The sequence below is a fragment of the Methyloferula stellata AR4 genome (genome assembly GCF_000385335.1).
Taxonomy (GTDB): Bacteria; Pseudomonadota; Alphaproteobacteria; order Rhizobiales; family Beijerinckiaceae; genus Methyloferula; species Methyloferula stellata.
The window spans coordinates 760,001-786,250 of the sequence record NZ_ARWA01000001.1 but is presented as its reverse complement, the minus strand read 5'-3'; the positions used below and the strand labels follow the sequence as shown (position 1 = coordinate 786,250).

The window sequence follows — 26,250 nt, the reverse complement described above, 5'->3', positions numbered from 1 at the left end:
AAAGCTGCGTCATTCGCAAACATGTATCGGTCCGGCCACAGGTCGCGGATATCGAACGGCGCATACATCCGTAAAACTGCTTTCTGATGGATTCAGATGGGTCGACATGGCAGCCTCCATTTCAGTGGATTGGGGGATTTATTATGATCCGACATTTGCTTTTATCTTCGATTGCCGTTGCAGCTTTGACGGGCACCGCTTTGGCTGCCGACCTTCCCTCTCGCAAGGCGCCGCCGGTTTTCATACCGCCGCCGATCTTCACTTGGACCGGCGTCTACATCGGCGGTCAGATCGGCTATCAATGGGGCACGACCAATCCGAGCGAATATGGCCCGGGAAGCATTTTTGTCTCGAGCCTCTCGAGCTATAATGCGAGCGGCGTTGTCGGCGGCGCGCATGTCGGTTTCAATTATCAAGTCAGCCAATTTGTTTTCGGTCTTGAAGGCGATGTCGACGGGACGAGCTACTCGGGTTCCAGCAGTTTCTTCGGAGCTGTCCCGGCCGCCTTCACTTCCTACAACTCACGCATCAACGCCGAAGGGTCGATTCGCGGCCGCGTCGGCATTGCTTGGGATCGCGCGCTCTTCTACGCGACCGGCGGTGTTGCCTTCGCGAATATCCGCACGTCCTATGCGTCAACCGGCACGCCTGGCGTGCCGGCTCCTCTTGGTGCACTAGCCTTGCCAGCTATCCCGGCCACACCGCCCGGAGTTGACTCGTTCTCAAACAGCCGCACGGGCTGGACCGTTGGCGGCGGTATCGAATATGCCGTCACCAATAATTGGTCGGTGCGCGCCGAATATCGCTATACTGATTTCGGTCGCCTCACTGATGGCCTCGCAGCGACCTATGCGGGATTTGTCGTCCGCACGCATGTCACCGACAATGCGGTGCGCGCCGGCTTCAGCTACAAGTTCGATTGGTATACGCCGCCGCCGCCGGTCGTCGCCAAATATTGAGATTCTCTCTCGAGCCGAGGTCCGTCTCGGAAAACTTGCGCCGGCAGTTGCGACTGCCGGCATTTTCGTGCCGGGTTCGTTGGCGGAATGGCGTTCGGTCGATGTTGGCGCGGGTTTGGCACCGGGCGGCAGCACTCGGCCAAGCTGAGTGCCAAGCTGGCGGCGGCGAAAATCCAAAGCGTCCCCAATCCCAGAGAAATTAAGCCCCGCGCCCCCTGTTTTACCGGCGGAAAATAAGTATATTTATGGATGCGCCTTTTGCTGTCCTCGGGGTGCTGAGATTTCTACCTTTATGGCGTTCGGCACCGCCAATGGAAGCAGGGGTGGTGAAAAGGTCTAATCCCATCGCCCAAATCATCCCGAAAATGCGTGAAAATCCCTTCGTCCAGTGTTCTCCTGCCGGGCAGCGTGCATCTGCCGATGCCGCGGGTGCTGCTCAGAAGGTGACTGCCGGTGGCGGCCAGGCCGCGCAAAAAGACGCGAAGCAACGGCGGCAAATCCAAGATACCGCCAGTTTGTTCTCGGCCATCGTCGAATCGTCGGATGATGCCATCATCAGTAAGACGCTCGCGGGCATTATCACGAGCTGGAACAAAAGCGCCGAACGCCTTTTCGGCTATAGCGCCGACGAGGCCATCGGCCAGCCCATAACGATACTCATCCCGCCCGATCGTCTCGAGGAAGAACCGAGAATCATCAAGCGCATCGAGGTGGGCGAACGCGTCGATCATTTCGAGACGATCCGGCGCCGCAAAGACGGCAGTCTGCTCGATATTTCGCTGACCATCTCGCCCATTCGCAATGACGAGGGGATGATCGTCGGCGCCTCCAAGATCGCGCGCGACATCACCGACAGCAAGCGCGGCCAGGAGAAACAATTGCTCCTGCTCCGGGAGATGAACCACCGCGTGAAAAATCTTTTCGCGCTCGCGACCGGCCTTGTGACCCTCAGCGCCCGCTCGGCCGAAACGCCGGAGGCGCTTGCCGCCGCGATCCGGGAGCGGCTATCGGCGCTCGCCCGTGCGCATGATCTGACCTTGCCTAGTCTTCAGGCAGACGAGGTCAAGCCCAATCGGGAAACCACGCTCACCGCGCTCCTGAAAACGATTCTCGCTCCCTTCCAAACGGAGGGGCGCCTTATTCTCATCGATGGATGCGATGCGGCGGTCGGCGAATCGTCTTTGACGAGCCTTGCCCTGCTGCTGCATGAATTCGCCACCAATTCCGCAAAATATGGGGCGCTGTCCTCGCTTAAGGGCAAGTTGCACGTGCATCTCGCCGCGGCGGATCAGGACATTCACGTGATCTGGACGGAGTCCGATGGACCGCCATTGCCGGAAAAGGCCGGACCGGAAGGTTTCGGAAGCAGGCTCGCGCGAGCGACCGTCCAAGGCCACTTGCAGGGCACGATCGATCACGAATGGAAACAGGAGGGGCTTGTCATCAAGCTCCGCGTCCCGATGGAGCGCTTGGGCGCATAACCCGGGCACCTGATCTCGCCCAGGCGAAATATGCACGGCGGCAGGGCCGGCAGACGCCGATCACCATAAATTGTCGAAATCCAAGCGATTTAAGCGCTATCCGCCCAGCGGGCGATAGGCGTTTAGGACGGCTTTTGGTAGTTTGAGGCTATATCGCGCATGGCAGACCCGTCCTGCGCCCCCGGGCATTTCGTCAATGGCAGTCCAAGAGCCGCAGCCTTCTTCCGCACTCATCGCCGGGGACGCGGACGGCTTCCTCGCCATAGAGGCGTCCGGCCTCGGCACGTGGCGCTGGGATCTTGCGAGCAATCTCGTCCATCTGTCGGGGCGCGCGCGCGAATTGATCGGCACTTCCGACGCGGCCTTAGCCTATCCGGCCTTTCTCGAAAGGCTTTATCAGGACGACCGCAATGGCATCGATCATGCGCTACGGCAAAGTTTTGCCAAGGGCGAAAGTTTTGATCTCGATTTCCGAACCGTGCCCACCGATGGCAAGAGCCTCTGGCTTCGCATGCGCGGCGCCAGCTTTCCGGCGCGTGGCGAGCAGCGCGGGATTCTGATCGATATCGTCCAAAGGAAAGCGTCGGAAGAAGCCAATAGCAGGCTTGCCGCCATCGTGGCTTCGTCGGAAGACGCCATTATCGGCAAATCGCTCGACGGCATCGTCACCGATTGGAACCGCGGCGCCGAGGCGATTTTCGGCTACGGTGCCGACGAGATCGTCGGCCAATCGATCTCGATTCTTCTGCCTCCCGGACAAGAGGGCGAAACTGACATCATTCTCGACCGGATCAAGCGCGGCGAGCGGGTCGAACATTTCGAGACGCGCCGGCTTTGCAAGGACGGGGAGATCATCGATGTCGCGGTGACGGTCTCGCCCGTCTGGGATCATGCCGGACGCCTGCTCGGCGCATCCAAGGTCGCGCGCGATATTACCGCTGCCAAACGCGCGCAAAGCGCGCTAGCCGAGCGCGAAGCGCATTTGCAATCCGTCCTCGACACGGTCCCGGACGCCATGATCGTCATCGACACGGCGGGAATCATGCAATCCTTCAGCGCCACGGCCGAACGGCTATTCGGCTATTCGGCGGCGGAAGCCATCGGCCAGAACGTCAGCGTTCTCATGCCCCAGCCCTATCGCGAACAGCATGACGGCTATCTCAACCGCTACCTCCTGACCGGCGAAAAGCGGATCATCGGAATAGGCCGCCTTGTGGTTGGTTCACGCAAGGACGGTTCGACCTTTCCGATGGAATTGTCGGTCGGCGAAATGCGCTGGGGCGAGCGCCGCTTTTTTACCGGATTCGTCCGCGATCTGACGGAACGGCAGCAGACCCAATTGCGGCTGCAGGAATTGCAGGCCGAACTCATCCACATGTCCCGGTTCTCGGCGCTGGGCGAAATGGCCTCGACCTTGGCGCACGAGTTGAATCAGCCGCTGACCGCCGCGGCGAGCTATTTGAACGGCGCGCGGCGGCTTATGGACGGCGGCCAGGCCGAGACTCTGCCGACGGCGCGCGACGCCATCGAGCACGCCGCCGAGCAGGTCTTGCGGGCGGGCCAGATCATCCGCCGCTTGCGCGACTTCGTGGCGCGGGGCGAAAACGAACGGCAGATTGAAAATCTGCCCAAACTCGTCGAAGAAGCCAGCGCGCTCGCGCTCGTCGGCGCCAAGGAAACCGGCGTCAGGGTCATGTTCCAGCTCGACGCGCGCGCCGAATTCGTTCTGGCCGACAAGATCCAGGTCCAGCAGGTTTTGCTCAATCTGATGCGCAATGCGATCGAAGCCATGCAGGAAGTGACGAAGCGCGAACTGACGATCTCCACTCATGCCTTGGACGGCGAGACCGTGCGGATCGACGTGGCTGACACTGGGCCGGGCATCGCCGAGGAGATCGCGAAACAGCTTTTTCAACCCTTCGTCACGACCAAACGCGAAGGCATGGGAGTCGGGCTCTCCATTTCGCGGACGATTATCGAAGCCCATGGCGGCCATCTTTGGGCCGAACCTAATCCGGGCGGCGGCACCATCTTTCGCCTGACCCTCAAGACCATCGGCCCGGAGGAGCTGGACGATGGCAAGTAGTGCTGTTGTGCATCTGATCGATGATGATGAAAGCGTGCGGCAGGCCTTGGCGTTTCTGTTGACGACGGCCGGGCACGCGGTGCGGGTCTACGAATCGGGAACAGCCTTTCTCGATGCGCTCGCAACCCTGCAGCCCGGATGCATCATCAGCGATGTGCGCATGCCGGGCATCGACGGCCTTGAACTGCAGCGGCGTCTGAAGGGCCTCGATATCAACCTTCCCTTCATCATCATGACGGGCCATGCCGACGTGCCGCTCGCCGTCGAGGCGATGAAGGCGGGCGCGATCGATTTCATCGAAAAACCCTTCGACGACGAATTGCTGCTATCGGCAATCAACACGGCGCTCGCCCGCTTTTCCGAGGCGGGGCATCGCGAGGCGGAAATCGCCCAAATTCAGACGAAACTTCAGTCTCTGTCGGCCCGCGAGCGGCAAGTATTGCAAGGGCTCCTCGCCGGGCATCCGAACAAGACCATCGCCTATGACCTCAATCTCAGCCCGCGTACGGTCGAGGTCCATCGGGCCAATGTCATGACGAAAATGGGCGCGACCAGCCTTTCCGATCTCATCCGCATGTCGCTTCTCGCCAAAGCCCTCCCCGGCGATTAGAGCATGACCCCATAAAGTTGCAGACTTTTTGGACAAGATCATGTGTTAAAACAAACGATTAGAACGTGACGACGATTCAACTCAAAGCGGTCACGTTCTGAACCCTCCGCCCAATCCCGCATTGTCCGGTTGCGCTATATCAAGGCGCCCACCCCCGCTCTTTCTCTAAAAAGCGATTTGCGAAAAAAGTGCGGCTTGCGGCGGAGTTCCCCAAATCATGGCCCCAAGATTATGACTCACGGTCAGGAGATAGTCCTTGTCGTCGACGACGACTTGGCCGTCCGCGAATCACTTAAATTCGCCTTGGAGCTGGAGGGACTCACCGTGCGCGTCTGCGGCAGCGGCGAAGAATTGCTGAATCACCCGGATCTGCCGGCGGCGCGCTGTATCCTGCTCGACTATAAAATGCCGGTGATGGACGGGCTCGAAGTTCTCGAGCAGCTGGCGGCGCGGAAGACGCCGGTTCCCGTCATTCTCATCACGAGCCGCGCCACCAATGCCATTTTGCGCCGCGCCAAAGCGGCGGGCGTTCGCCGGATTCTGGAAAAACCGCTGCTCGATGGGGCCCTCCTCGACAATATTCAGGCTGTTTTGGGTGGCGCCGACCCCCTCTAGCCGACCCTGCGGCAGGCTGCCCTAGGTAGAATCCCTAGGTGGCAAAGCGTAGGACCTAACCGAATATTCTGGGGGTGGAACACCCGATAGACAGAACGGGTCAACCTTGCACGCCAACGAGGCCCCCGATGTCAGCACAACTCGCCATCCCGTCCAATCCTGTTTCCACGGCCGATCAAGCTCTGCTCGCCCGCACGTCTTGGTTAAAAACGGTCGATGGCGGGGCGGCGAGCGGCGGGCTTCAGCCCTCGGGATCGGTTCAGCATTTTGCCCAGGACCGGGAAATTTACGGCGAAGGCGACAATGCCGGGGTTTTCTTCAAGGTGGTTTCGGGTGTCATTCGGACCTGCAAATTCCTGAGCGACGGACGCCGCCAGATCGACGCTTTCCACGTTGCCGGCGATATTTTCGGCTTCGAAATGGGCTGGGAACATACGCTTTCGGCCGAGGCCGTTTGCGATTGCACGGTGATCCCCTATCGCCGCCGCGGCATCGAAACCGCCAATGACGAAGTCCTGTCACAGCAGCTTTTCACTTATGCCATGCGCAGCTTCACCCGGGCGCAGGAACATTCTCTGCTGCTCGGCCGCAGAAGCGCCGTCGAGAAAGTCGCCGCCTTCCTCATCGAATGGGCTGAACAATCCCCCGCCGGCACCGTTGTCAGCTTGGCGATGACGCGCCAGGACATTGCCGACTATCTTGGCCTCACCATCGAAACCGTGTCGCGGACGCTCTCACAGCTTGAGCGCGACGCGCTGATCGAACTCCCCACCGCCCGGCAGATCCGGCTGAAGGATATGGCCGCGCTGCAACACATGAACGCCTGAATCACGATTGGTTTGGATTTGAATCGATCCAAACTTTGAACGTGAAAATGTCATCAGACTCACATCGACGAGGTGGAGCATAACCTGACCGGACGTCGGATCTGGACGATGTCCGGTCTGGTTATGCTCCCGCCTTGAGCCGGAACCATCGTTGCGGATAAGGCTTCCTGATCTGACCGAATCGAGAGGGACGGCAATGACGACGGGTCTCATTGACATGCCGGATCGAGACGCAAAGCCGCTATCCCAAGACGAACTCGATCTCATCCAGGCTTGGTGGCGCGCGGCGAATTATCTGTCGGTCGGCCAGGTTTATCTTCTCGACAATCCGCTGCTACGCGAGCCGCTCACGCTCGCAGATGTCAAGCCGCGCCTGCTCGGCCATTGGGGCACGACGCCTGGCCTCAATTTCATCTATGCGCATTTGAATCGCCTCATCAAAGCACACGATCTCAACGTGCTTTTTATCGCCGGCCCCGGTCATGGTGCGCCGGGCGTCGTGGCCAATTGCTGGCTCGAGGGCACCTATAGCGAGGTCTATCCCGAGATTTCGCAGGATGAAGAGGGGATGCGCCGCCTTTTCCGGCAATTCTCCTTCCCGGGCGGCATCCCGAGCCATGCTTCGCCGGACACGCCCGGATCGATCCACGAAGGCGGCGAACTCGGCTATTCCCTCTCGCATGCCTTCGGCGCGGTCTTCGACAATCCCGATTTGATCGCGGCTTGCGTCATCGGCGACGGCGAGGCCGAAACGGGGCCGCTCGCGACCGCTTGGCACGGCAATAAATTCCTTAATCCCGTGAGTGACGGCGCAGTTCTGCCGATTCTGCATTTGAACGGCTATAAGATCGCCAATCCAACCGTGCTCGCCCGCATCAGCCATGGCGAACTCGATGCTTTATTGCGCGGCTATGGCTACGCGCCGATTTTCGTCGAAGGCGACGATCCGATGCTGATGCATCAGGCCATGGCCGCGGCTTTGGATAGCGCGGTCGCGGCGATAGAAGCCATTCAGCAAGAAGCCCGCGCGGGCGGACCGGCGGTAGGACGCCCGATCTGGCCGATGATCGTGCTGCGCAGCCCCAAAGGCTGGACCGGACCCAAAACCGTCGACGGATTGAAGACCGAAGGATTCTGGCGCTCGCATCAGGTGCCCTTCACGCTCGATAAGCCGGAACATTTGAGCCTGCTCGACGACTGGATGCGAAGCTATAAGCCCGACGAGCTCTTCGACGAGAAAGGCGCCTTGCGCGCAGAGATCGCGGCGCTCGCACCGTCCGGCACCCGCCGGATGAGCGCCAATCCGCATGCCAATGGCGGCGCTTTGATGCGGCCATTGCGGCTGCCGGATTTCAGCGCCTATGCCGTCACCGTACCGCATCCGGGCGAGCCCGAGGCCGAAGCCACCGCCGTCATGGGCGCGTTCCTGCGCGACGTGATGCGGGATAATGCCACCGCCCGGAATTTCCGGGTGTTCGGTCCGGACGAGACCGCATCGAACCGGCTGCAAGCGCTTTTCGAAGTCACCGACCGCGCCTGGGATGCGGAGACGATTCCCGAGGACACTTATCTCGCGCCCAATGGCCGCGTGATGGAGATTTTGAGCGAGCACACCTGCCAGGGCTGGCTCGAAGGCTATCTGCTCACCGGCCGCCATGGCCTGTTTTCCTGCTATGAAGCCTTCATCCACATCGTCGATTCGATGTTCAACCAGCACGCCAAATGGCTGAAAACCTCGCGCGAAATCGCCTGGCGTCGGCCGATCGCATCGCTGAACTATCTTTTGACCTCGCATGTCTGGCGGCAGGATCACAACGGCTTCAGCCATCAGGACCCGGGCTTCGTCGATCATGTCGTGAATAAAAAGGCCGATATCGTCCGGGTCTATTTTCCGCCGGACGCCAATACCCTTCTCTATGTCACCGACCATTGCCTCAGAAGCTGGGACCGCATCAATGTCATCGTCGCGGGCAAACAGCCTTCGCCGCAATGGCTCAACATGGACGCCGCGATCAAACATTGCACGCAGGGCATCGGCATCTGGGAATGGGCGAGCAACGATCGCGGCAGCGAGCCGGATGTCGTCATGGCCTGTGCCGGCGATGTTCCGACTTTGGAGACCCTGGCCGCGGTCGATCTTCTGCATCAGCATGTGCCGGATCTCAAAGTGCGCGTCGTGAACGTCGTCGATCTGATGACTCTGCAGCCGAAGAGCCAGCATCCGCATGGCCTGGCCGATAAGGATTTCGACGCGCTCTTCACCAAGGACAAGCCGGTGATCTTCGCCTATCACGGCTATCCCTGGCTCATTCACCGGCTTGCCTATCGCCGGACCAATCACGGCAATATGCATGTCCACGGCTACCAGGAAGAAGGCTCGACGACGACGCCTTTCGACATGGTGGTGCGCAACGAGCTCGACCGCTTTCATCTTGTCGCCGATGTCATCGACCGGGTGCCGAAGCTTGGCGCCGCGGCCGTCTATGCCAAACAGGCGATCCGCGACAGGCTCATCGAGCACAAGCGCTATATCGCAGAGCACGGCAAGGATATGCCGGAGATCAGCGACTGGCGCTGGCCGCACGAAGCTTAGACAATTGCATGAACGAATGGCGGTGTGCTCACCTTCTCCCCTCGCGGGAGAAGGTGCCGAGCGAATGCGAGGCGGATGAGGGGGCAGCATCTTAACCCTCACCCGGTCGGCTCCGCCGACCACCCTCTCCCGCAAGGGGAGAGAGTTGGTACGGCCTCATTAATTGGCCGTCCGTAGAGCCGCAGACTTCCATAACCCCCGATCACGCGCCGTTGATCGCCAAATTGCGTCAGGTCAAAGCCGCGATAAGGGCGAGGTTCCAGGCTCGAAATCTCGAAAAGGGAGATCGACATGGAATTGATGGACGCAATAAGGCATCGCCGCTCGGTCCGCGCTTTCACCGATGCGCCGGTTCCGAAAGAGGTTTTGCTCGGTCTCGTGGATGCCGCTACCTTGGCGCCCAGCGCGAATAATGCCGAACACTGGCACTTTACGATCATTCAGAACCAAGCCTTGCTCGATCGGATTTCCGACGCGTCAAAGGCACATATGCTGAAGGTGACGGATTTGGCCTCTGCCGGAAGCCGTGTGCGCGAGCATTTGACCGCAGCGTCCGACTTTCACGTTTTCTACCATGCCCCTGCGGTTATTCTGATTTCCACGCTCAGCGGCGATTTCGCCATTGAAGATGCCGCGCTCGCCGCCGAGAATTTGATGCTCGCCGCGCGTGGTCAAGGCTTAGGGACATGCTGGATCGGTTTTGCTCAAAAATGGCTGGAGACGGCCGAAGGCAAACAGGCTGTCGAACTCGATCCGCATTATATTCCGGTTGCGCCAATCATCGTGGGTACGCCGAAGGGCGAGACGCCGCCTGTGCCGCGCAAGACGCCGGCCGTGCATTGGATCGATTGAGGCCGCGGAAGACCTAAATCCGAACCGGCGGATCTCAGCCGGTTCGGCGGCAGGTATCCGCCCTACGACTGTATATTCACGAATGCTTAGGCGGCTGCCGGAAGCTGTCGGCACAAAGCTTGAAGAGCTGCCATCCGCAATCGAAGACGAGATCGTTGATCGTCCGCATATGGCTGATCAGCTTTTTGGAATTCTCTTGCATTTGGTTGCCGAAGGCGGAGAGCGCCGCGCCGGCGTCCCCGTCGAATTTGACGGGCGTGAGAGCTTTCGAAGCCTGTTCCGCTTCCTGCTGCAGAAATTCGGTTTGGTTCTCTCCAATGGCTTTCGCGGTCTTGGCCACGATCTCATTGGCCGACGTCAGGATTTCGGCATTGCGTTCCTGCACCTCGAGAAATTTTGCCGGAAACGAACCGTCAAGGCCCGGGACTTTCGTTTCGAATTGCGATGCGTCGGTCATGTGCTTCTCCTGCGCATCGCGTGACGACATAGGGATGTCACCATCTCAGCGTCTGATGCACGCGCATGCACGCACATAACCGATGCAACCGCCTTGATCCTGATCAAAACAGCACACATCGGCCGGCGTCGGAGCCTTTCCTTCGCTGTGTTTGACTCCGATCAATGGAAATGAACCGCGCCGCGCCTAACTTTCAAGAGACGGCAGCGACCGTCCTTCCTCTTCGTGCGCAGCCTCGCGGACGAAGAGGTTTTCTCCCCGCAGGAGTTCGCATGCTCGATTTAATCGCTGCCGATAAGCGCTTCAGCCTGACATACCAGCCCGATCATCAAAATGAAGCCGGTTCCGCGCAGCTCGCGCCGGAAGCAAAGATTGAAACGGACAATCAGTCAGGCGGCAATACACTCGACCGGCTTTTGCATGCCGCGCAGGCGCGTTTCACCGGCTCATTGTCCCCGGTGTCGCTGACGCTTGCCTATCTCGACTGGGGCCTGCATCTCGCCAATGCTCCCGGACGGCAGATCGAACTCGCCGAAGAAGCGGCCCAGCAATGGGCGCGCCTCGCATCGCCGGCGCAATGGACGACACCCAAGCCGGAGGACCATCGGTTTCAGGACGCAGCTTGGTCGCAGCCGCCATTCAACTTTATCGCGGAGGCATTTCTTCTCGGCGAGGAATGGTGGCGCGATGCGACCACCGGCTTGCCGGGCGTTGCAAAATCACATGCAGACGTCGTGTCTTTTGCCGCGCGGCAGATGATCGACATGTTTTCGCCGTCGAATTTTCCCTGGATGAACCCAGAAGTGTTGCGCGCGACGGTTAGCCGATCCGGCTGGAACTTCGTCAAGGGCGAACGCAATTTAGCAGAAGATCTGCGCCGCACCGTCAACCACCAGCCGATGGAGGATGCAGGGAGCTTCGTCGTCGGCAAGGATGTCGCGGTCACGCCCGGCAAAGTGGTGCTGCGCAACGAACTCATGGAACTCATCCAATATGCGCCCGCGACAGAGCAGGTCCGGCCCGAGCCGATCCTGATCGTGCCGGCCTGGATCATGAAATATTATATTTTGGATCTCTCGCCGCACAATTCCTTCATCCGTTATCTCGTCTCGCAAGGTTACACGGTCTTCTGCATTTCGTGGCGCAATCCGGGGCCTGAGATGCGCAACACAGGCTTCGACGATTATCGCCGGCTCGGCGTCATGGCGGCTTTGGACGCGATCGAGGCGATTTGCAAAGATGCGCCAGTTCATGCCTGCGGCTATTGCATCGGCGGCACATTGCTGTCGATCGCCGCGGCGGCCATGGCGCGTGACGGCGACAATCGCCTGGCAAGCGTGACGCTGCTCGCGGCGCAGACGGATTTCACCGAAGCAGGCGAGCTGCAGCTCTTTACAGATGAAAGCCAGCTTGCGCTTTTGGACGATGTGATGTGGAAGCAAGGCTATCTCGACAGCAAGCAGATGGCCGGCGCCTTCCAAATGCTGCGTTCGAACGATCTTGTCTGGTCGCGGATCATCAAGACCTATCTTCTGGGCGAACGCGAACATCCCTTCGATCTGATGGCCTGGAACGCCGACGCCACGCGCCTGCCCTATAAGATGCATTCGGAATATTTGCGCGACATGTTCCTCAACAATGATCTCGCCGAAGGCCGCTTTATGGTCGAAGGCCGGCCGATTGCGATCTCCGAGATCAGGCTTCCGATCTTTTCGGTGAGCACGGAGACCGACCATGTCGCGCCCTGGCACTCGGTCTATAAGATCCATCTTCTGAACCAGGGCGACATCACCTTCGTGCTCACCTCCGGCGGCCATAATGCCGGCATCGTCAGTGAGCCCGGTCATAAGAACCGGCATTACCGCATCGCTCGCCGCAAGCCCGGCGCGCCTTATCTCTCAACCGAGGATTGGAAGGAAGCCGCCACGCAAGAGGAAGGCTCCTGGTGGCCCAAATGGGTCGCCTGGCTCGATGCGCGATCGAGACCGTCGATCGCCCCGCCGCCGCAAGGCGCCCCGGACAAAGGCTATGCGCCGATCGCCGATGCGCCCGGAACCTATGTGCGCGAAAGCTGAGCGAGGAGACCCATCGTGAATATTCAGAGCCCCCTCGCATCCCAGGCGATGATCGAGAACAAGACGTTCGACGAGATCGCGGTCGGCGATAGCGCCAGTCTCACGCGCGTGACGACGCAGCAGGATATCGACCTCTTCGCGGTCATCAGCGGCGACGTCAATCCGGCGCATATGGACAAGGCCTATGCCGACACCGACATGTTCCACAAGATCATCGCGCATGGGATGCTGGGCGCCGGCCTGATTTCCAGCGTGCTCGGCACGAAACTGCCCGGACCCGGCACGATCTATCTCGGACAGGACCTGCGCTTTTTGCATCCCGTCAGCATCGGCGACACGATCACGGCCACTTTGACGGTGACGGAAAAACGCCCGGAGCATGGCGACCTCACGCTCGATTGCCGATGCACCAATCAGAAAGGCGAAGTGGTCATCAGCGGCACCGCGCATGTGCGTGCGCCAAAAGAGAAAGTGAGACGACCGCGCGTCGAACTTCCAGACGTGCAATTGAGCCGCCACGAACGGTTGCGCACGTTGCTCGCGAGGACGGCCGGCGGCGAACCCATGCTGACCGCCGTCGCACATCCTTGCGACGCCAATGCGATTGGCGCCGCGGTCGAGGCGGCACGTGTCGGCCTCATCACGCCAATCCTGGTCGGCCCGAAGGCGAAGATCCTCAAGGCAGCCGAAGACGCGAAGGTCGATATTTCGCCCTTCCGCCTGATCGACGTGCCACACAGCAATGCCGCGGCGGCGATGGCTGTCGATCTGGTGCATAAAGGCGAAGCGGCGCTTTTGATGAAAGGCTCGCTTCATACGGACGAACTGCTTCACGCCGTGCTCGCGCCGGAAGCCGGTCTTCTCACCAAGCGCCGGCTGAGCCATGTCTATCTGATGGATGTGCCAACCTATCCGCGGCCTTTGCTCGTGACCGATGCGGCGGTTAACATCGCGCCTACACTCGAAGACAAACGCGACATTGTGCAAAACGCCATCGACCTTGCGCATGTCATGGGAATTGAGATGCCGCGCGTCGCGGTGCTTTCCGCCGTCGAAACGATCAACCCCAAGCTGCGCTCGACGCTCGATGCCGCCGCGCTCTGCAAAATGGCCGATCGCGGACAGATCACCGGCGGTCTTTTGGACGGACCGCTCGCCTTCGACAATGCGATCAGCCCCGCGGCCGCGGCGGAAAAAGGAATCATATCGCAAGTGGCAGGCGTCGCCGATATTCTGGTCGTGCCCGATCTCGAATCCGGCAATATGCTGGCAAAGCAGCTTATCTATCTTGCCGGCGCGGATGCCGCCGGCGTCGTGCTCGGCGCGCGCGTTCCGATCATCCTGACAAGCCGCGCCGATGGCGAACGCACCCGCATGGCCTCCTGCGCCGTCGCGGTGCTGATCGCACGCGAACGCGCCAAGGCAGCGCAAACGGCCGTCGGAGTCTGAGCATGGCCGACGCTATCCTGACGCTCAACGCGGGCTCGTCGAGCCTTAAATTCTCGCTTTTCGAAATCGGGGCCTCGGGGGCTCTGACGCTCGTTTCGCATGGCCTGTCGGAGCTTGACGGCAAGGAGCAGCATTTTCTGGCCAAGGATCCATCCGGCAAAGTGCTCACCGAAGAGCGCTGGACTCCCAAGGATCAGCATTTCCAGCCTGTCCTCGAACATCTGATCGAGTGGACCGAAGGCCATCTCGGCCAGGACCACCTGATCGCCGTCGGCCATCGCGTCGTCCATGGCGGCCCCGATCACGACCGGCCCGAACTCGTGACGAAGCCTCTGCTTGATGCGCTGGACCGTCTGGTTCCGCTCGCGCCCTTGCACGAACCACATAATCTCGCACCGATCCGCGCCATCATGGCGGCCCGTCCGAACCTGCCGCAGGTCGCCTGTTTCGATACCGCCTTCCATCACACGATGCCGGTCGTCGCGACACGCTTCGCCTTACCCCGTGAATATGAGGAAGCGGGCGTGCGCCGGTACGGCTTCCACGGCCTCTCCTACGAATATATCTCCCGCCGCCTGCGCGACATCGCGCCTGCCCTCGCCAATGGTCGTGTGATCGCCGCGCATCTCGGCAATGGCGCGAGCCTCTGCGCCATGCAAGACGGGCGCAGCATGGATACGACCATGGGCTTCACCGCGCTCGACGGGCTGATGATGGGCACGCGCTGCGGCGCGCTCGATCCAGGTGTCATTCTTTATCTTGAGCAGGAACGCGGCCTAACGGCGAAGCAAGTCGAGGATCTGCTCTATAAGCAATCTGGCCTGCTCGGCGTCTCCGGCGGGATAGCAAGCGATATGCGGACTCTGCTCGCCAGCAAAAATCCTCACGCGGAAGAGGCCATAGAGCTTTTCGTGTTCCGGATCGTGCGCGAAACCGGTGCGCTCACAAGCTCGCTCGGAGGGCTCGAAGGCATCGTCTTCACGGCGGGCATAGGCGAACACGCGCCGGAAATTCGGGCGCGCGTTTGCGCGCGACTTGGCTGGCTCGGCGTCGTTCTCGATGAAAAAGCCAATGCGCGCGATGCCGATCTCATCAGCGCGCCGCAAAGTCGCGTCGCGGTTCGTGTCATTCCAACCAATGAGGAAGCCATGATCGCGCAACATACACTGGATACGATCAAACAGGCTGCGCCGGCCGGACTTTAAGGACCTCACGCATGACACATGAAAGCGAACCGACTTTAGCCGCGCCTCTCGTCGACCTTCGCGGCAAGCGCGGCTTGATCGTCGGCATTGCCAACGATCAGAGCATTGCGGCCGGCTGCGCCGAAGTTTTCGCTCAGGCCGGTGCAAGACTCGCCGCGACCTTCCTGAACGCGAAGGCCGAACCCTATGTCCGCGCCGTCACCGACAGGCTCCAATGCGAGATCGTGCTGCCCTGCGATGTCCGCGAGACCGGTCAGCTCGAGGCCGTCTTCGACGCGGTCAAGGCGCAATGGGGCGGTCTCGACTTTCTATTGCATTCGATCGCCTTCGCGCCGCGCGAGGATCTGCATAGCCGCGTCACGGATTGTTCCATGGACGGCTTCGACATTGCGATGAACATTTCCTGCCATTCCTTCATCCGCATGGCGCATCTGGCCGAGCCCTTAATGCCGGATGGCGGCTGCCTGCTCGCCGTGACCTTCTACGGCTCAGAGCGCGTCGTCGAACATTATAATCTCATGGGTCCGGTCAAGGCGGCGCTCGAAAGCAGCATGCGCTATATCGCGGCCGAGCTTGGCCCCAAGGGCATCCGCGCCCATGCGATCTCGCCCGGTCCGATCAAGACGCGGGCTGCGAGCGGCATCGAGCATTTCGACGAGCTTTTGGCGGAGGCGGCTTCGCGCGCGCCCGAACATCACCTGGTCGAGATCGCCGATGTCGGCAATCTCGCGGCCTTCCTCGTCAGCGACGCCGCGCGCCGCATCACCGGGACGATCATACCCGTCGACGGCGGCGAACATCTCGCAGCTTGACACGGTTTTATCCTACGGCTCAGCTTGTTGACGCGGATCAAAGCGGCGAACCTATAGGCCTATTATCGTTGCATTTTAACGGTCGAAGGATCGAGTTTCGACAGGAGCAACTATGAGCTACGCGACATTGATGGTCCATTTGGATCTGAATGCATCGAATGAAGGAATTTTGCAGTTAGCCGGCGATCTTGCCGAGCGTTTCGAGGCGAGCGTGATCGGCATCGCCGCCTGCCAGCCTTTGCAGATGATCTATGGCGACGGCTACATGCTGGCCGATATCGTCGAGCAGGATCGCGTTGAGATGGAAAAGGAGATGCTGGCGGTGGAAGATCGCTTCCGGGCGGCTCTCCACAACCGCGCCAAAGAGATTCACTGGCGCTCGACCATGACGCTTGCGCCAATCGCCGATTATATCGCGCATCAGGCCCGGGCGGCCGATCTCATCATCATCGACCCCAAGGGCGGCGATTCCAAACTCGACCCGTCGCGCCGCGTCGATGTCAGCGATTTCGTGATGCGCGTCGGCCGTCCCGTGCTGCTTGTGGGCACTGGCGAAACGACGCTCAATCTGCAGAACGCGCTCGTTGCCTGGAAGGATACGCGCGAAGCGCAGCGCGCCGTTGCAAACGCTTTGCCGCTTTTGAAGAAAGCCGCGCATGTGACCGTCGTCGAGGTCGCCGCGGAAGAGGATTTGGCGCATGCCCGCGAGCACGTGAACGACGTGAGCGAGTGGCTGAAGCACCATGGCATCGCTGCGGAGCCTTTCGCCGCCGTCACCGGCGAAGACGATGCGGGTCGCCTCGAAATGATCGTGAAGGAGAAAGGCGCCGGACTGGTGGTTGCCGGCGCCTATGGGCACAGCCGCGTCCGCGAATGGATCCTCGGTGGGGTCACCCGCGACCTGCTGATGGGCAAGGGCCGCAGCACTTTGGTCTCGCACTAGGGCCTATATAAAACGTCTGGCGCATCCCTTCTCCCGCTTGCGGGAGAAGGTGCCGAATAAAATGAGGCGGATGAGGGTGCCCTCAACCCGCAACCACCCCTCATCCGTCATGCTTCGCATGCCACCTTCTCCCGCTTGCGGGAGAAGGAACGCGCTCAATCGTTGAGGCTGTCATGCACGCCATGGTGCTGAAGAAACTGCGCACGCCGCTGGAATGGACCGAGCTGCCCGACCGGGAGCCCGGGCCAGGCGAGATCCGCATCAAAATCACGGCCTGCGGCGTCTGCCGCACCGATTTACATGTGGTCGATGGCGAATTGCCTCACCCGAAACTGCCGATCATTCCGGGCCACGAAGTCGTCGGCAGAATCGACGCGATGGGCGCTGGCGTCGAAGGCTTGCAAATGGGCGAGCGCGTCGGCATTCCCTGGCTCGGCCACACCTGCGGGGTCTGCTCCTATTGCGTCTCGCAGCATGAGAATCTCTGCGATCATCCGCTCTTCACCGGCTATACGCGCGACGGTGGCTTTGCCACCGCGCTGATCGCCGATGCGCGCTTCGCCTTTCCGCTCGGCGAAACCGGCGATGATGTCGCGCTCGCGCCTCTGCTCTGCGCAGGCCTGATCGGCTGGCGCTCTTTGGTCATCGCGGGCGAGGGTAAGAAATTGGGCCTCTATGGCTTTGGCGCCGCCGCCCATATCATCGCGCAAGTTGCGATATGGCAGGGACGGCAGGTCTTTGGCTTCACCCAGCCGGGCGATGTCACGACGCAGGCTTTCGCGCGGCGTCTGGGCGCCGTCTGGGCCGGGGGCTCGGACGAGAGCCCCCCCGAACCGCTCGATGCCGCGATCATCTTCGCACCCGTCGGAAGCCTCGTGCCTGCCGCGCTGCGCGCCGTCCACAAAGGCGGCCGTGTCGTCTGCGCCGGCATTCATATGAGCGATATTCCGAGTTTCCCTTATGAGATTTTGTGGGAAGAACGCCAGCTCGTGTCCGTCGCCAATCTCACCCGCCAGGACGGCATCGATTTTCTGAAGCTCGCACCGCAGGTCGGGATCGTGACCGAGACGACGCGCTATCCGCTGCAAAAAGCCAATGAAGCACTGGCCGACCTGCGCGCCGGACGTTTCGACGGTGCCGCTGTGCTTGTGCCTTAGGAGACTGACTCAAACGATAGGGCGCCGTTCCTTCTCCCCTTGCGGGAGAGGGTTTGCATACGTCGATTTCGCAATGTTCCAATCCAAACGCATCATGCCGAACCAATCAGCGCCAAAGCCTCAGCCTTAAGTACCTCCGTGCTCTTTGAAGCATCGAGTCTGTGCCACGTGATGTCGCCCAAATCTTCTTGCGCCTGACCGGCGACGACATCGGCCGTGGCATCCGAGGCATCGCCCCGCCGCTCATTTACACGTTTCGTCAAAAGATCGAGCGGCGCCTCGAGCCAGATACCGGTGAAGCAAAGGCCAGCCGCGGCCGCGAGATCGGCCAAAACCTTCCGGCCTTCCGGCTTCGTATAGGTCGCATCGAGGATAACGCCGCGCCCAGCTTTCAACCCCGTTTCTGCGAGCTGTTTCAGCCGCTCATAGACCTGGGCTGAGATTTCGGACCGGTAGGCTTCCGCCGGCAAGCGCTCCATTTCGTCGCCGCCAAACATGTTCTTCCGCTCAATGTCGCTGCGCAAATGGAGCGCGCCTGGCGCCGCGCCGATCGATGGCGCGAGCGCCGCGCAGAGCACGCTCTTGCCGGTTCCCGAGAGACCCCCGACCGCGACGAGACATGGCGCGACGGGATCGAGGAAGCGGCCCGCGGCCTCCAAATAGGATCGCGCATTGTCGCGCAGGCCTGTCTTTGCCGGGTCGAGCCTGCTTTGCGCGGCCATGACGATGGCGCGTATCGCCGCGCGAAGGGCGAGGAAGAGCGGCAAAAGTGCCAAGCCTTCGATTTCGCTTTGCGCGTCGTCTGAGGCCCAAAGATAGCGGTTCAACAGGAGATTGGCGTCGGCGGCAAGGCCGCGGTGCCATAGATCCATGATCAAAAAGGCAAGATCGTAGAGAATATCCGTGACGGCGAGGGCTTCGTTGAATTCGATGGCGTCGAAGAGTACAGGCGCGCCGTCGATCAAGACGATATTGCGCAAATGAAGATCGCCATGGCAGCGCCGCACCTTGCCTTTGCCACCACGCCGCAAAAGCAGCGGTTCGCCCTGATCGAAGGCCGTGATCAGCCGCGCCCGGAACGCACCTGAATCATCCTCCGATGCGAAGACGTCCGTGCGATCGCAAAGCTCGTCTACTGTCGCAACCAAGGCGCGCCGCAGCGCAGCCGTCGCAGCCTCACCGTCGCGAATCGGCGCCTGCCGATGCGCGGCGCTCACGGCCGCGGCAAGCCGCGCGAGAAGCGTGGACTCAAACGGCCCTTGTTCCGCGAGACGATCGAGCGTCGCTTCCTCATTGAAACGGCGCAGATGAACGGCCCATTCGACGGGCTCGCCATCGCCGCCAAGGTGAAGCCCATGCGCGGCGCGCGTGATGGGCACCGTTTCAAGATAGAGAGCCGGGGCATTGTCGCGATTGACCGCGATCTCAGCTTCGCAGGCCGCCTTTCGTTTCTCGAGAGTCGAGAAATCCATATAGGAAAAGTGGACCGCGCGTTTCACCTTATAGACGTCGTCACCCGCCAGAAACACGACGGCTCCATGTGTGTCGATGCGCTTGATCGGCGCAGACAAGCCATAGGTCGCGGCATCGCCGAGAAACGCAAAGACGGCACTTTGATCCGCGGTCTCGGCTTTATCTGGCGGCTGCATCTGTCATCACGCCATCTCATGGAAGAACCAGCGCCGGACGATATAGACGAGACCGAGATAGGCAAGAGTCGTTAAGGCCAGCGCACCCAGAAGCCCGGCGGATAAAGGCACGAAGCCAAACCAGGCGCCAAGCGGCGTGAAGGGGACCAGCACGGCGAGGCTGACGGCGGCAAGCGAGCTGAAGGCCAGCGCCGGATGCGGCAGATTGCGGAAGGGCTGCGCCGTACGAATGATGAAGATGACAAGCACCTGCGTCGCCATAGATTCCACGAACCAGCTCGTATGGAACAAGGTTTCGTCCGCCTTGAAGACGTGCAGCAAAAGCCAAAAGGTGACGAAGTCGAAAATCGAGCTCAGCGGCCCGACAATGAACATGAATTTCCGGACCGCCTTCAAGTCCCAGCGCCGCGGCTTGGCGACCATGGCCTCGTCGACATAATCGAGCGGGATGGTCGTTTCCGAGAAATCGTAAAGCAGATTGTTGAGGAGGATTTGAATCGGCAGCATGGGCAGGAACGGCAGAATGATGACGCCGCCGGCCATCGAGAACATATTGCCGAAATTCGAGCTCGTGCCCATCATCACATATTTGAGGATATTCGCGTAGGTCCGGCGGCCTTCGCGCACACCTTCCGCCAGCACGTCGAGATCCTTGCGCAGCAAAATCATGCTCGCCGCTTCCTTCGCGACGTCGACGGCGGTATCGACGGAAAAACCAACATCGGCCGCGTGCAGCGACGGCGCATCATTGATGCCGTCGCCGAGATAGCCGACGACATGGCCTCTCGTTCGGAAAGCGGTAATGATGCGCGATTTCTGTTGCGGCGTGACACGGCAGAACAAGGTCGTGTCGTCGAGCCGTGCCGCAAGCGCCTCGTCGCCAAGCTTGTCGAGCTCTGGCCCCGTCAGCGTCCCTTTGATGTCGAGGTCGAGGTCGCCGCAGACATGACGCGTCACCTGCTCATTGTCGCCGGTCACGACCTTGACGGTAACGCCAAGCCCCGCCAATTCGGCGATAGCGGCTTTGGCACCCGCTTTAGGCGGATCGAGAAAAGCGAGAAAGCCCACGAAGGTAAGTGCGCTCTCATCTCCAACGCGGGCATGGCAGCAAGTGGCTTCGACATCGCGCGACGCGACGCCAAGAACGCGAAAGCCTTCCTTGCTAAGCGCGGCAAAGGTTTGCTCCGCGATTTCACGCGCCACGGCATCGAGTGGCAGCAACTGAGAACCTTCAATCGCATAATGCGATGAAAGACGCAGCACGTCTTCGGGTGCACCCTTGACGACGAGAAGCCGGCGGCCAGCGTTTTCGAGCAAAACCGAGACACGCCGCCGCTCGAAATCGAACGGCACTTCATCGATCTTCGTCCAGCCTGAAAGATCGGCGACTTTGGCCGCCAGGATCGCTTCGTCTAGAGGGCTTTTGATCCCGGTCTCAAAGGCGGCATTGAGCTCCGCCATTTGCATCACGCTGTCGCTCTCATGCCCGGCGAGATCGACTTCACGCACGAGCTTGATTTTGGCATCGGTCAAAGTGCCGGTCTTGTCGCTGCACAAGATATCCATACTGCCGAGATCGTGAATGGCAGAGAGGCGTTTCACGATCACCTGCTTGCGTGCCATGCGCATGGCGCCATGCGCGAGCGTGACCGAGATCACCATGGGCAAAAGTTCGGGTGTCAGTCCGACGGCGAGCGCCAAGGCAAAAAGAAAGGATTCGAGCGGCGGCCGGTGGAAGGCCAGATTGACGAGCAGCGTGAAGAGGACGAGAAAAATCGTGATCCGGACGATCATCAGCCCGAAATCGCGGACCCCGATTGCAAAGGCCGTGGGCGGCGGCGGTTTTTGAAGCGCGCCTGCGATCGATCCCAATTGTGCATTTTTCCCGGTCACGACGATCAGCGCCTTGGCGGTTCCGCTGACGACCGAGCTTCCCATGAAGACTTGATGACGCGGCAGCAGCGCGGCTTGCGCGTGATCGGCGGCGCCCGCGACCGCTTCCTTTTCGGCCGGATAGGGTTCGCCGGTGAGAAGCGCCTCGTTCACATAGAGGTCACGCGCTTCGATCAGGCGGCAATCGGCCGGGATCAGATCGCCCGCCGCGAGCGAAATGACATCGCCCGGCACGAGATCGCATGCCTCCACCTCTATCTGGCGTCCGTCGCGAAAGACCTGCGCGGTGAGCGACACCTGTTTACGCAGCGCCTCCGCCGCGTCCTCGGCACGGCGCTCCTGCACGACATCGAGAATGACCGACATCAGAACGATGACGGTGATGATGACGAAGCTCGGCACATCGCCGGTCAGGGCCGATACCCCGGCCGCGGCGATGAGGATCAAGACCAGCGGATTGCGGAAGCGGCCGAGGAATTTGATCAGCAGTCCCGTCGGCCCGTGTGTCGCGATGACGTTTTGACCGTAAGCGGCAAGCCGCGCCGCAGCCTCGGCACTGCTGAGACCAGCCTGGGACGTCCGCAGCTCACGCAGAAGCTCGGGGAGCGCCAGGGCCGCGGCATCGGAAGACGCCGGCGGCTCCGCTGCGCCTGGCGCAGACGTGGTGCCAAAGAGAGATATGCCCGGTTTTGCGCGATCGAACCAATGAAACATGAGGGCTCCAAACGAACCGGCGCGCTCCTGGCAAGTCCGGCATCCGTGCGGCAACAGGCAAAGCATAGAGCGGATTTGTAACAATCCGGCATTGGCCAAGAGCCGTCAGCTTATCCGCTTTGAGGCCGATCAGCTTGATTCTCATCAAAAGCATTCATCATTCCGAGATATCGGCAGGCGAAACTATTCCGGTGGATTGTCCGCATCGGCGTGGAGCGGAGAATGTTCAACTTGAATCAATTCACCACGCCATGTCTTTATGAACGCATCGAATTCTTCCCAAAGCCGGTTTTCAGCTTTGGGTTCGGTGCTTGGCTTACCGGCATTGACTTCGGTCAATCCATCGAATTGGCTTTGGAATAGGTTCAACGACAAACGTGAGCTGGAGCATGTCATGACATCAACCGACAAATTTGAATCGGCCGCCCCATGGTCCGCAATCACTTTCGATGAGATCCATAGAGATCTTTCACGCAACTGGTGGGCCGTAGGGCTTCGCGGCATTTTCGGCATCCTCTTCGGATTGGTCGCCTTCTTCATGCCGGCCGTGACGATGCTGTCGCTGGTCCTGGTTTTCGCCGTCTATCTTCTGGTCGATGGCGTTTTTGCCATCGTTGCGTCCGTGCAGGAGGCACGGCGCGGCAGGCCCTGGGGCTGGCTGACTGTAGAGGGTATCGTTGATATTTTGACGGCCACGGCCGTCACCACATGGCCTGGAGAGACGGTATTGATCTTCGTGCTGCTCGTCGCGGCTTGGGCGCTTGTCTCGGGCGGATTCATGATCGCCGCGGCCGTCCGGTTGAGACAGGATCACGGCCGCTGGTGGCTTCTCGCTGGCGGTATCGTCTCCGTGCTTTACGGGATCTTGCTGGTGATCGCGCCCATCATCGGCGCCATCGTGCTGACTTGGTGGCTCGGCGCCTATGCCATGGCTTTCGGCTTCTTCCTTCTGGGTCTCGCCTTTCAGCTGCGCTCGCAGCACAAAAAGGCGACCGCGCCTGGAGCAGCGCCGGAAGCCGCCCATTCCGCGTAAAGACACTGGAAGCTCGGCTGCCACCTAGCTTTTTCAAAATATTGTGAGAGCGCCATCACGGCGCTTTCGCATGCGATGCACTATCTTCGAAATGTTACAGCTGAAACATTCGAAGCAGAGCGAAGCAAAATGCCCCAGCCCAATGCAGCGAAATCCGGCACGTTCAAAATTGCCGGCGAAACGGAAGTCAACCGCCTCGGCTTCGGCGCGATGCGCCTGACTGGCTCCGGCATCTGGGGCGAACCCCTGGATCGTCCCGAGGCGATCCGTACCTTGAAGCGCCTGCCGGAGCTTGGCATCAATTTTATCGATACGGCCGATTCCTATGGACCGGATGTATCGGAGCGGCTCATCTGCGAAGCGCTTCATCCCTATAAGGGCATGCTCATCGCCACGAAGGGCGGCTTGGCACGCACCGGGCCGGATGTATGGGTGCCCTTGGGGCGGCCCGAATATCTCGTCCAGCAGGTGCACAAAAGCCTGCGCAACCTCGGCGTCGAACAGCTCGGCCTTTGGCAATTGCACCGGATCGACCCCAAAGTCCCGCGCGACGAGCAATTCGCAACGATCAAGTCGCTCCTCGACACGAAGCTCATCCGCTATGCGGGCCTGAGCGAAGTCTCCGTCGAAGACATCGAAGCCGCCTCGAAGGTCTTCAAGGTGGCGACCGTGCAGAACCGCTACAATCTCGTCGACCGGAAAAGCGAGGACGTGCTTGCCTATTGCGAACAGCATGGGATCGGTTTCATCCCTTGGTACCCGCTGGCCGCCGGCAATCTCGCCAAGCCCGGATCGATCCTCGACGCCATTGCGAAACGCCACGGCGCCGCGCCCAGTCAGGTCGCGCTGGCCTGGGTCTTGAAGCGCAGCCCGGTCATGCTTCCCATTCCCGGCACATCGAAGGTCTCGCATCTCGAAGAGAATGTGGCGGCCGTCGATATCGCGCTGACCGACGAGGAATTCAAAATTCTCGATCGCGAAGGCATGGCCGAATCGACAGTTTGACGGCAGATCGACCCGCGCGCCGGGCTGTCGTCTCGGACAGCCCGCGATGCTTTTAGCTGCAATGTCTCCGTCATAAATGCCGAGGGTCTTTGATTCTCGGCAAAAACATTTCAATTTGAACCGGCCCGAACCCAAAAGGAGCCGGCTCAATGCTTTATGGACACCAAGCCGGCACGATCGTCAGACTGCGCCGGAGTCTTGCCACCCTGTTCGACGATAATGCGCGGCAGAACAGGGCCACCCGATATTTCAATGCCGCATTGGCATTCCTGATCATCGTCAGCGTCGGCGCCGTCATCCTTGAATCGGTCGAGCCCATTCGCGCGCGCCATCCGAGGCTCTTCATTTATATCGAGCATATCGCCACGGCGATTTTCGTTCTGGAATATGCGCTGAGGGTCTGGACCGCGGTCGACCTGCACAAAGGCCCCGTCCCGCACCCCTTGCGGGACCGGCTGCGCTATATCACCAGCTTTTTCGGCCTCATCGATCTGATTTCGATCCTGCCGGCCGCGCTCGGTTTGCTCGGCGCCGGAGATTTCCGTGTGCTGCGCCTGGTGCGCCTGTTGCGCATGCTCAAACTGACGCGGCATTCGACTGTCTTTGCGATGATCTGGAACGTATTGCGCGAGGAGGCCCATGCGATCGGCGCTTTGGTGTTCATCCTTTTCCTGACCGTGACGATCAGCGGCGCGCTCATGTATATGATCGAGGGCGAAGAACAGGCGACGCTTTTCACGTCGATTCCGGTCTGCATGTGGTGGGCGATCGAAACCCTGACCACGGTCGGCTATGGCGATATGATCCCGGCGACCGCCGCCGGTCGCATCCTCGGCGGCGCGGTGATCATCGTCGGAATCGTGACGCTCGCGCTTTTCTCCGGTCTCATCACCGTGAGCTTCATCGACCAATTGCGCCTGCGCCGCGACCGGCCGAATGTGAAGACCACATCGACCGAAATCGAGATCGTACAGATCGATGCCGGCGGCGCGACATGCCCGCATTGCGGCGGCACGTTGCGCCATGGCGAGGTGTAAGGCATCGCGCCATGCGATGCCTCTGCATGGCGAAACGCCGAAGACGTCAGACTGGCCGCACGGCAGCGCGGCCGGGCCCGTGGATTACGCGGGCGATCTCCTGCATCGTTGATGTCGGGAGCGGAAAGTCAGGCGTCGGGCCTGGCTTGCTCGGCGTATAATCGCCCTTCGCCCAGCGCGCCAACTCCGCATGCGCTGCTTGCGCGGCAGTCTCGTAGATTTCCAGTTCCGCTGGCGGATCGCAGACGAATTCGAGCAGCATATTGTTCGGGTCGCGCACATAAAGCGAATAGCAGATGCCGTGATTCATGCCACAACAGGCGAGACCGAGATCGTCGAATTTCGTCTTCAACGTATTGATGTGGTCAAAGTTGCCGACGGAGACCGCAATGTGATGATCGATGCCGTCCTGCGGCAGTTTGTTCGCGGGCCCGTAGGCATCGGGCAGAAATTGGAAGAAGGCCAGAAATCCGCCGTCACCCATTTCGAAGAAGCAATGCAGAAAAGGTATCTCGCGATCGCCGGTCGGAAGCATTCCGCTCATCGCGACCGTCATCGGCATGCCGATAATGTCTTCATAGAAATGCCGGGTCGCCTCCATATCGTCGGTCCTGACGGCATGGTGATGCAACCGGCAAACCTGATTGCTGTTGCGCCGGATGTCGCGGGTCGCCTGCAGGACAACGCGCTTCGCCACATCGGCCTCAAACTTTTTTAGATTCGCGTTCAAACCCATCCTGAATCTCCTCCTCAATCGAGACATCTCGACATTGGAAAGAGCGCGTGACCGCGTTGTTG

At 60.4% G+C, this 26,250-nt stretch carries 22 protein-coding genes; 17 read left to right on the top strand and 5 right to left on the bottom strand.

All coding sequences use genetic code 11. The features are described 5' to 3' along the window. Nucleotides 1–143: 143 nt before the first annotated feature. The 8 genes from A3OQ_RS0103950 to A3OQ_RS0103915 all read left to right on the top strand — a co-directional run bounded on the left by A3OQ_RS0103950 (nt 144) and on the right by A3OQ_RS0103915 (nt 10,023). On the top strand, nt 144–959 hold the full coding sequence (locus tag A3OQ_RS0103950; protein WP_020174057.1) for an outer membrane protein: 816 nt from the start codon (nt 144–146) through the stop codon (nt 957–959). A gap of 326 nt (nt 960–1,285) precedes the next feature. Continuing rightward, nucleotides 1,286–2,440 (top strand): PAS domain S-box protein, encoded by a 1,155-nt coding sequence (locus A3OQ_RS0103945; RefSeq protein ID WP_244427087.1) that lies wholly within the window; start codon nt 1,286–1,288, stop codon nt 2,438–2,440. Between the two features lie 196 nt (nt 2,441–2,636). Further along, nucleotides 2,637–4,526 (top strand): PAS domain S-box protein, encoded by a 1,890-nt coding sequence (locus A3OQ_RS0103940; RefSeq protein WP_020174055.1) that lies wholly within the window; start codon nt 2,637–2,639, stop codon nt 4,524–4,526. Continuing rightward, entirely contained in the window at nt 4,516–5,136 is a 621-nt protein-coding gene (gene fixJ / locus A3OQ_RS0103935) for a response regulator FixJ (RefSeq protein ID WP_040579864.1), read from the top strand. Before A3OQ_RS0103940 ends, fixJ begins: the two co-directional genes overlap by 11 nt. Nucleotides 5,137–5,367: 231 nt before the next feature. After that, entirely contained in the window at nt 5,368–5,751 is a 384-nt protein-coding gene (locus A3OQ_RS0103930; RefSeq protein WP_020174053.1) for a response regulator transcription factor, read from the top strand. A gap of 128 nt (nt 5,752–5,879) precedes the next feature. Further along, nucleotides 5,880–6,578 (top strand): helix-turn-helix domain-containing protein, encoded by a 699-nt coding sequence (locus A3OQ_RS0103925; RefSeq protein WP_020174052.1) that lies wholly within the window; start codon nt 5,880–5,882, stop codon nt 6,576–6,578. 217 nt (nt 6,579–6,795) lie between these two features. Further along, nucleotides 6,796–9,171: a phosphoketolase family protein gene (locus tag A3OQ_RS0103920; protein ID WP_026595466.1), complete on the top strand. Its 2,376-nt coding sequence runs from the start codon at nt 6,796–6,798 to the stop codon at nt 9,169–9,171. 291 nt (nt 9,172–9,462) lie between these two features. Beyond that, nucleotides 9,463–10,023, top strand: coding sequence for a nitroreductase family protein (locus tag A3OQ_RS0103915; protein ID WP_020174050.1), 561 nt, complete (start codon nt 9,463–9,465; stop codon nt 10,021–10,023). Between the two features lie 76 nt (nt 10,024–10,099). On the opposite strand, the gene A3OQ_RS0103910 is transcribed toward A3OQ_RS0103915, so the two are convergent. After that, nucleotides 10,100–10,480: a phasin family protein gene (locus tag A3OQ_RS0103910; protein ID WP_161607297.1), complete on the bottom strand. Its 381-nt coding sequence runs from the start codon at nt 10,478–10,480 to the stop codon at nt 10,100–10,102. A gap of 272 nt (nt 10,481–10,752) precedes the next feature. Between A3OQ_RS0103910 and A3OQ_RS0103905 the strand changes: the two genes are divergently transcribed. From A3OQ_RS0103905 to A3OQ_RS0103875, 6 genes are all read left to right on the top strand, one after another. Continuing rightward, nucleotides 10,753–12,555: a PHA/PHB synthase family protein gene (locus A3OQ_RS0103905; RefSeq protein ID WP_020174048.1), complete on the top strand. Its 1,803-nt coding sequence runs from the start codon at nt 10,753–10,755 to the stop codon at nt 12,553–12,555. Between the two features lie 48 nt (nt 12,556–12,603). After that, on the top strand, nt 12,604–14,004 hold the full coding sequence (locus tag A3OQ_RS0103900) for a bifunctional enoyl-CoA hydratase/phosphate acetyltransferase (RefSeq protein WP_020174047.1): 1,401 nt from the start codon (nt 12,604–12,606) through the stop codon (nt 14,002–14,004). 2 nt (nt 14,005–14,006) lie between these two features. After that, nucleotides 14,007–15,209: an acetate/propionate family kinase gene (locus A3OQ_RS0103895; RefSeq protein WP_020174046.1), complete on the top strand. Its 1,203-nt coding sequence runs from the start codon at nt 14,007–14,009 to the stop codon at nt 15,207–15,209. Nucleotides 15,210–15,220: 11 nt separating this feature from the next. After that, complete coding sequence (gene fabI, locus A3OQ_RS0103890) at nt 15,221–16,021, top strand: enoyl-ACP reductase FabI (RefSeq protein ID WP_020174045.1); 801 nt, start codon at nt 15,221–15,223, stop codon at nt 16,019–16,021. Between the two features lie 112 nt (nt 16,022–16,133). Beyond that, nucleotides 16,134–16,964 carry an adenine nucleotide alpha hydrolase family protein gene (locus A3OQ_RS0103885; RefSeq protein ID WP_020174044.1) on the top strand — a complete coding sequence of 277 codons (831 nt, stop codon included), beginning with the start codon at nt 16,134–16,136 and terminating at the stop codon, nt 16,962–16,964. A 173-nt stretch (nt 16,965–17,137) separates the two neighbouring features. Continuing rightward, a complete protein-coding gene (locus tag A3OQ_RS0103875) occupies nt 17,138–18,121 on the top strand; it encodes a zinc-dependent alcohol dehydrogenase family protein (RefSeq protein WP_020174042.1) in 984 nt (327 codons plus the stop codon). A gap of 92 nt (nt 18,122–18,213) precedes the next feature. Here the strand turns inward: A3OQ_RS0103875 and A3OQ_RS0103870 are convergent, their stop codons facing one another. From A3OQ_RS0103870 to A3OQ_RS24620, 3 genes are all read right to left on the bottom strand, one after another. Further along, nucleotides 18,214–19,770, bottom strand: a complete 1,557-nt coding sequence (locus tag A3OQ_RS0103870; RefSeq protein ID WP_020174041.1) for a bifunctional aminoglycoside phosphotransferase/ATP-binding protein — start codon at nt 19,768–19,770, stop codon at nt 18,214–18,216. A 6-nt stretch (nt 19,771–19,776) separates the two neighbouring features. Further along, nucleotides 19,777–22,377, bottom strand: coding sequence for a magnesium-translocating P-type ATPase (mgtA, locus tag A3OQ_RS0103865; protein WP_020174040.1), 2,601 nt, complete (start codon nt 22,375–22,377; stop codon nt 19,777–19,779). Nucleotides 22,378–22,560: 183 nt separating this feature from the next. Further along, nucleotides 22,561–22,716 carry a hypothetical protein gene (locus A3OQ_RS24620; RefSeq protein WP_161607296.1) on the bottom strand — a complete coding sequence of 52 codons (156 nt, stop codon included), beginning with the start codon at nt 22,714–22,716 and terminating at the stop codon, nt 22,561–22,563. A gap of 55 nt (nt 22,717–22,771) precedes the next feature. Here A3OQ_RS24620 and A3OQ_RS0103855 point away from each other — a divergent pair, with 55 nt between their 5' ends. The 3 genes from A3OQ_RS0103855 to A3OQ_RS21275 all read left to right on the top strand — a co-directional run bounded on the left by A3OQ_RS0103855 (nt 22,772) and on the right by A3OQ_RS21275 (nt 25,452). Then, nucleotides 22,772–23,410 (top strand): HdeD family acid-resistance protein, encoded by a 639-nt coding sequence (locus tag A3OQ_RS0103855; protein ID WP_020174038.1) that lies wholly within the window; start codon nt 22,772–22,774, stop codon nt 23,408–23,410. Nucleotides 23,411–23,539: 129 nt separating this feature from the next. Further along, entirely contained in the window at nt 23,540–24,415 is an 876-nt protein-coding gene (locus tag A3OQ_RS0103850) for an aldo/keto reductase (protein ID WP_020174037.1), read from the top strand. Nucleotides 24,416–24,564: 149 nt separating this feature from the next. After that, on the top strand, nt 24,565–25,452 hold the full coding sequence (locus A3OQ_RS21275; protein WP_020174036.1) for an ion transporter: 888 nt from the start codon (nt 24,565–24,567) through the stop codon (nt 25,450–25,452). Between the two features lie 46 nt (nt 25,453–25,498). On the opposite strand, the gene A3OQ_RS23355 is transcribed toward A3OQ_RS21275, so the two are convergent. Next, the gene (locus A3OQ_RS23355; RefSeq protein ID WP_020174035.1) at nt 25,499–26,188 is read right to left on the bottom strand and encodes a VOC family protein; all 690 of its coding nucleotides are present in this window, start codon (nt 26,186–26,188) and stop codon (nt 25,499–25,501) included. Between the last annotated feature and the right edge of the window lie 62 nt (nt 26,189–26,250).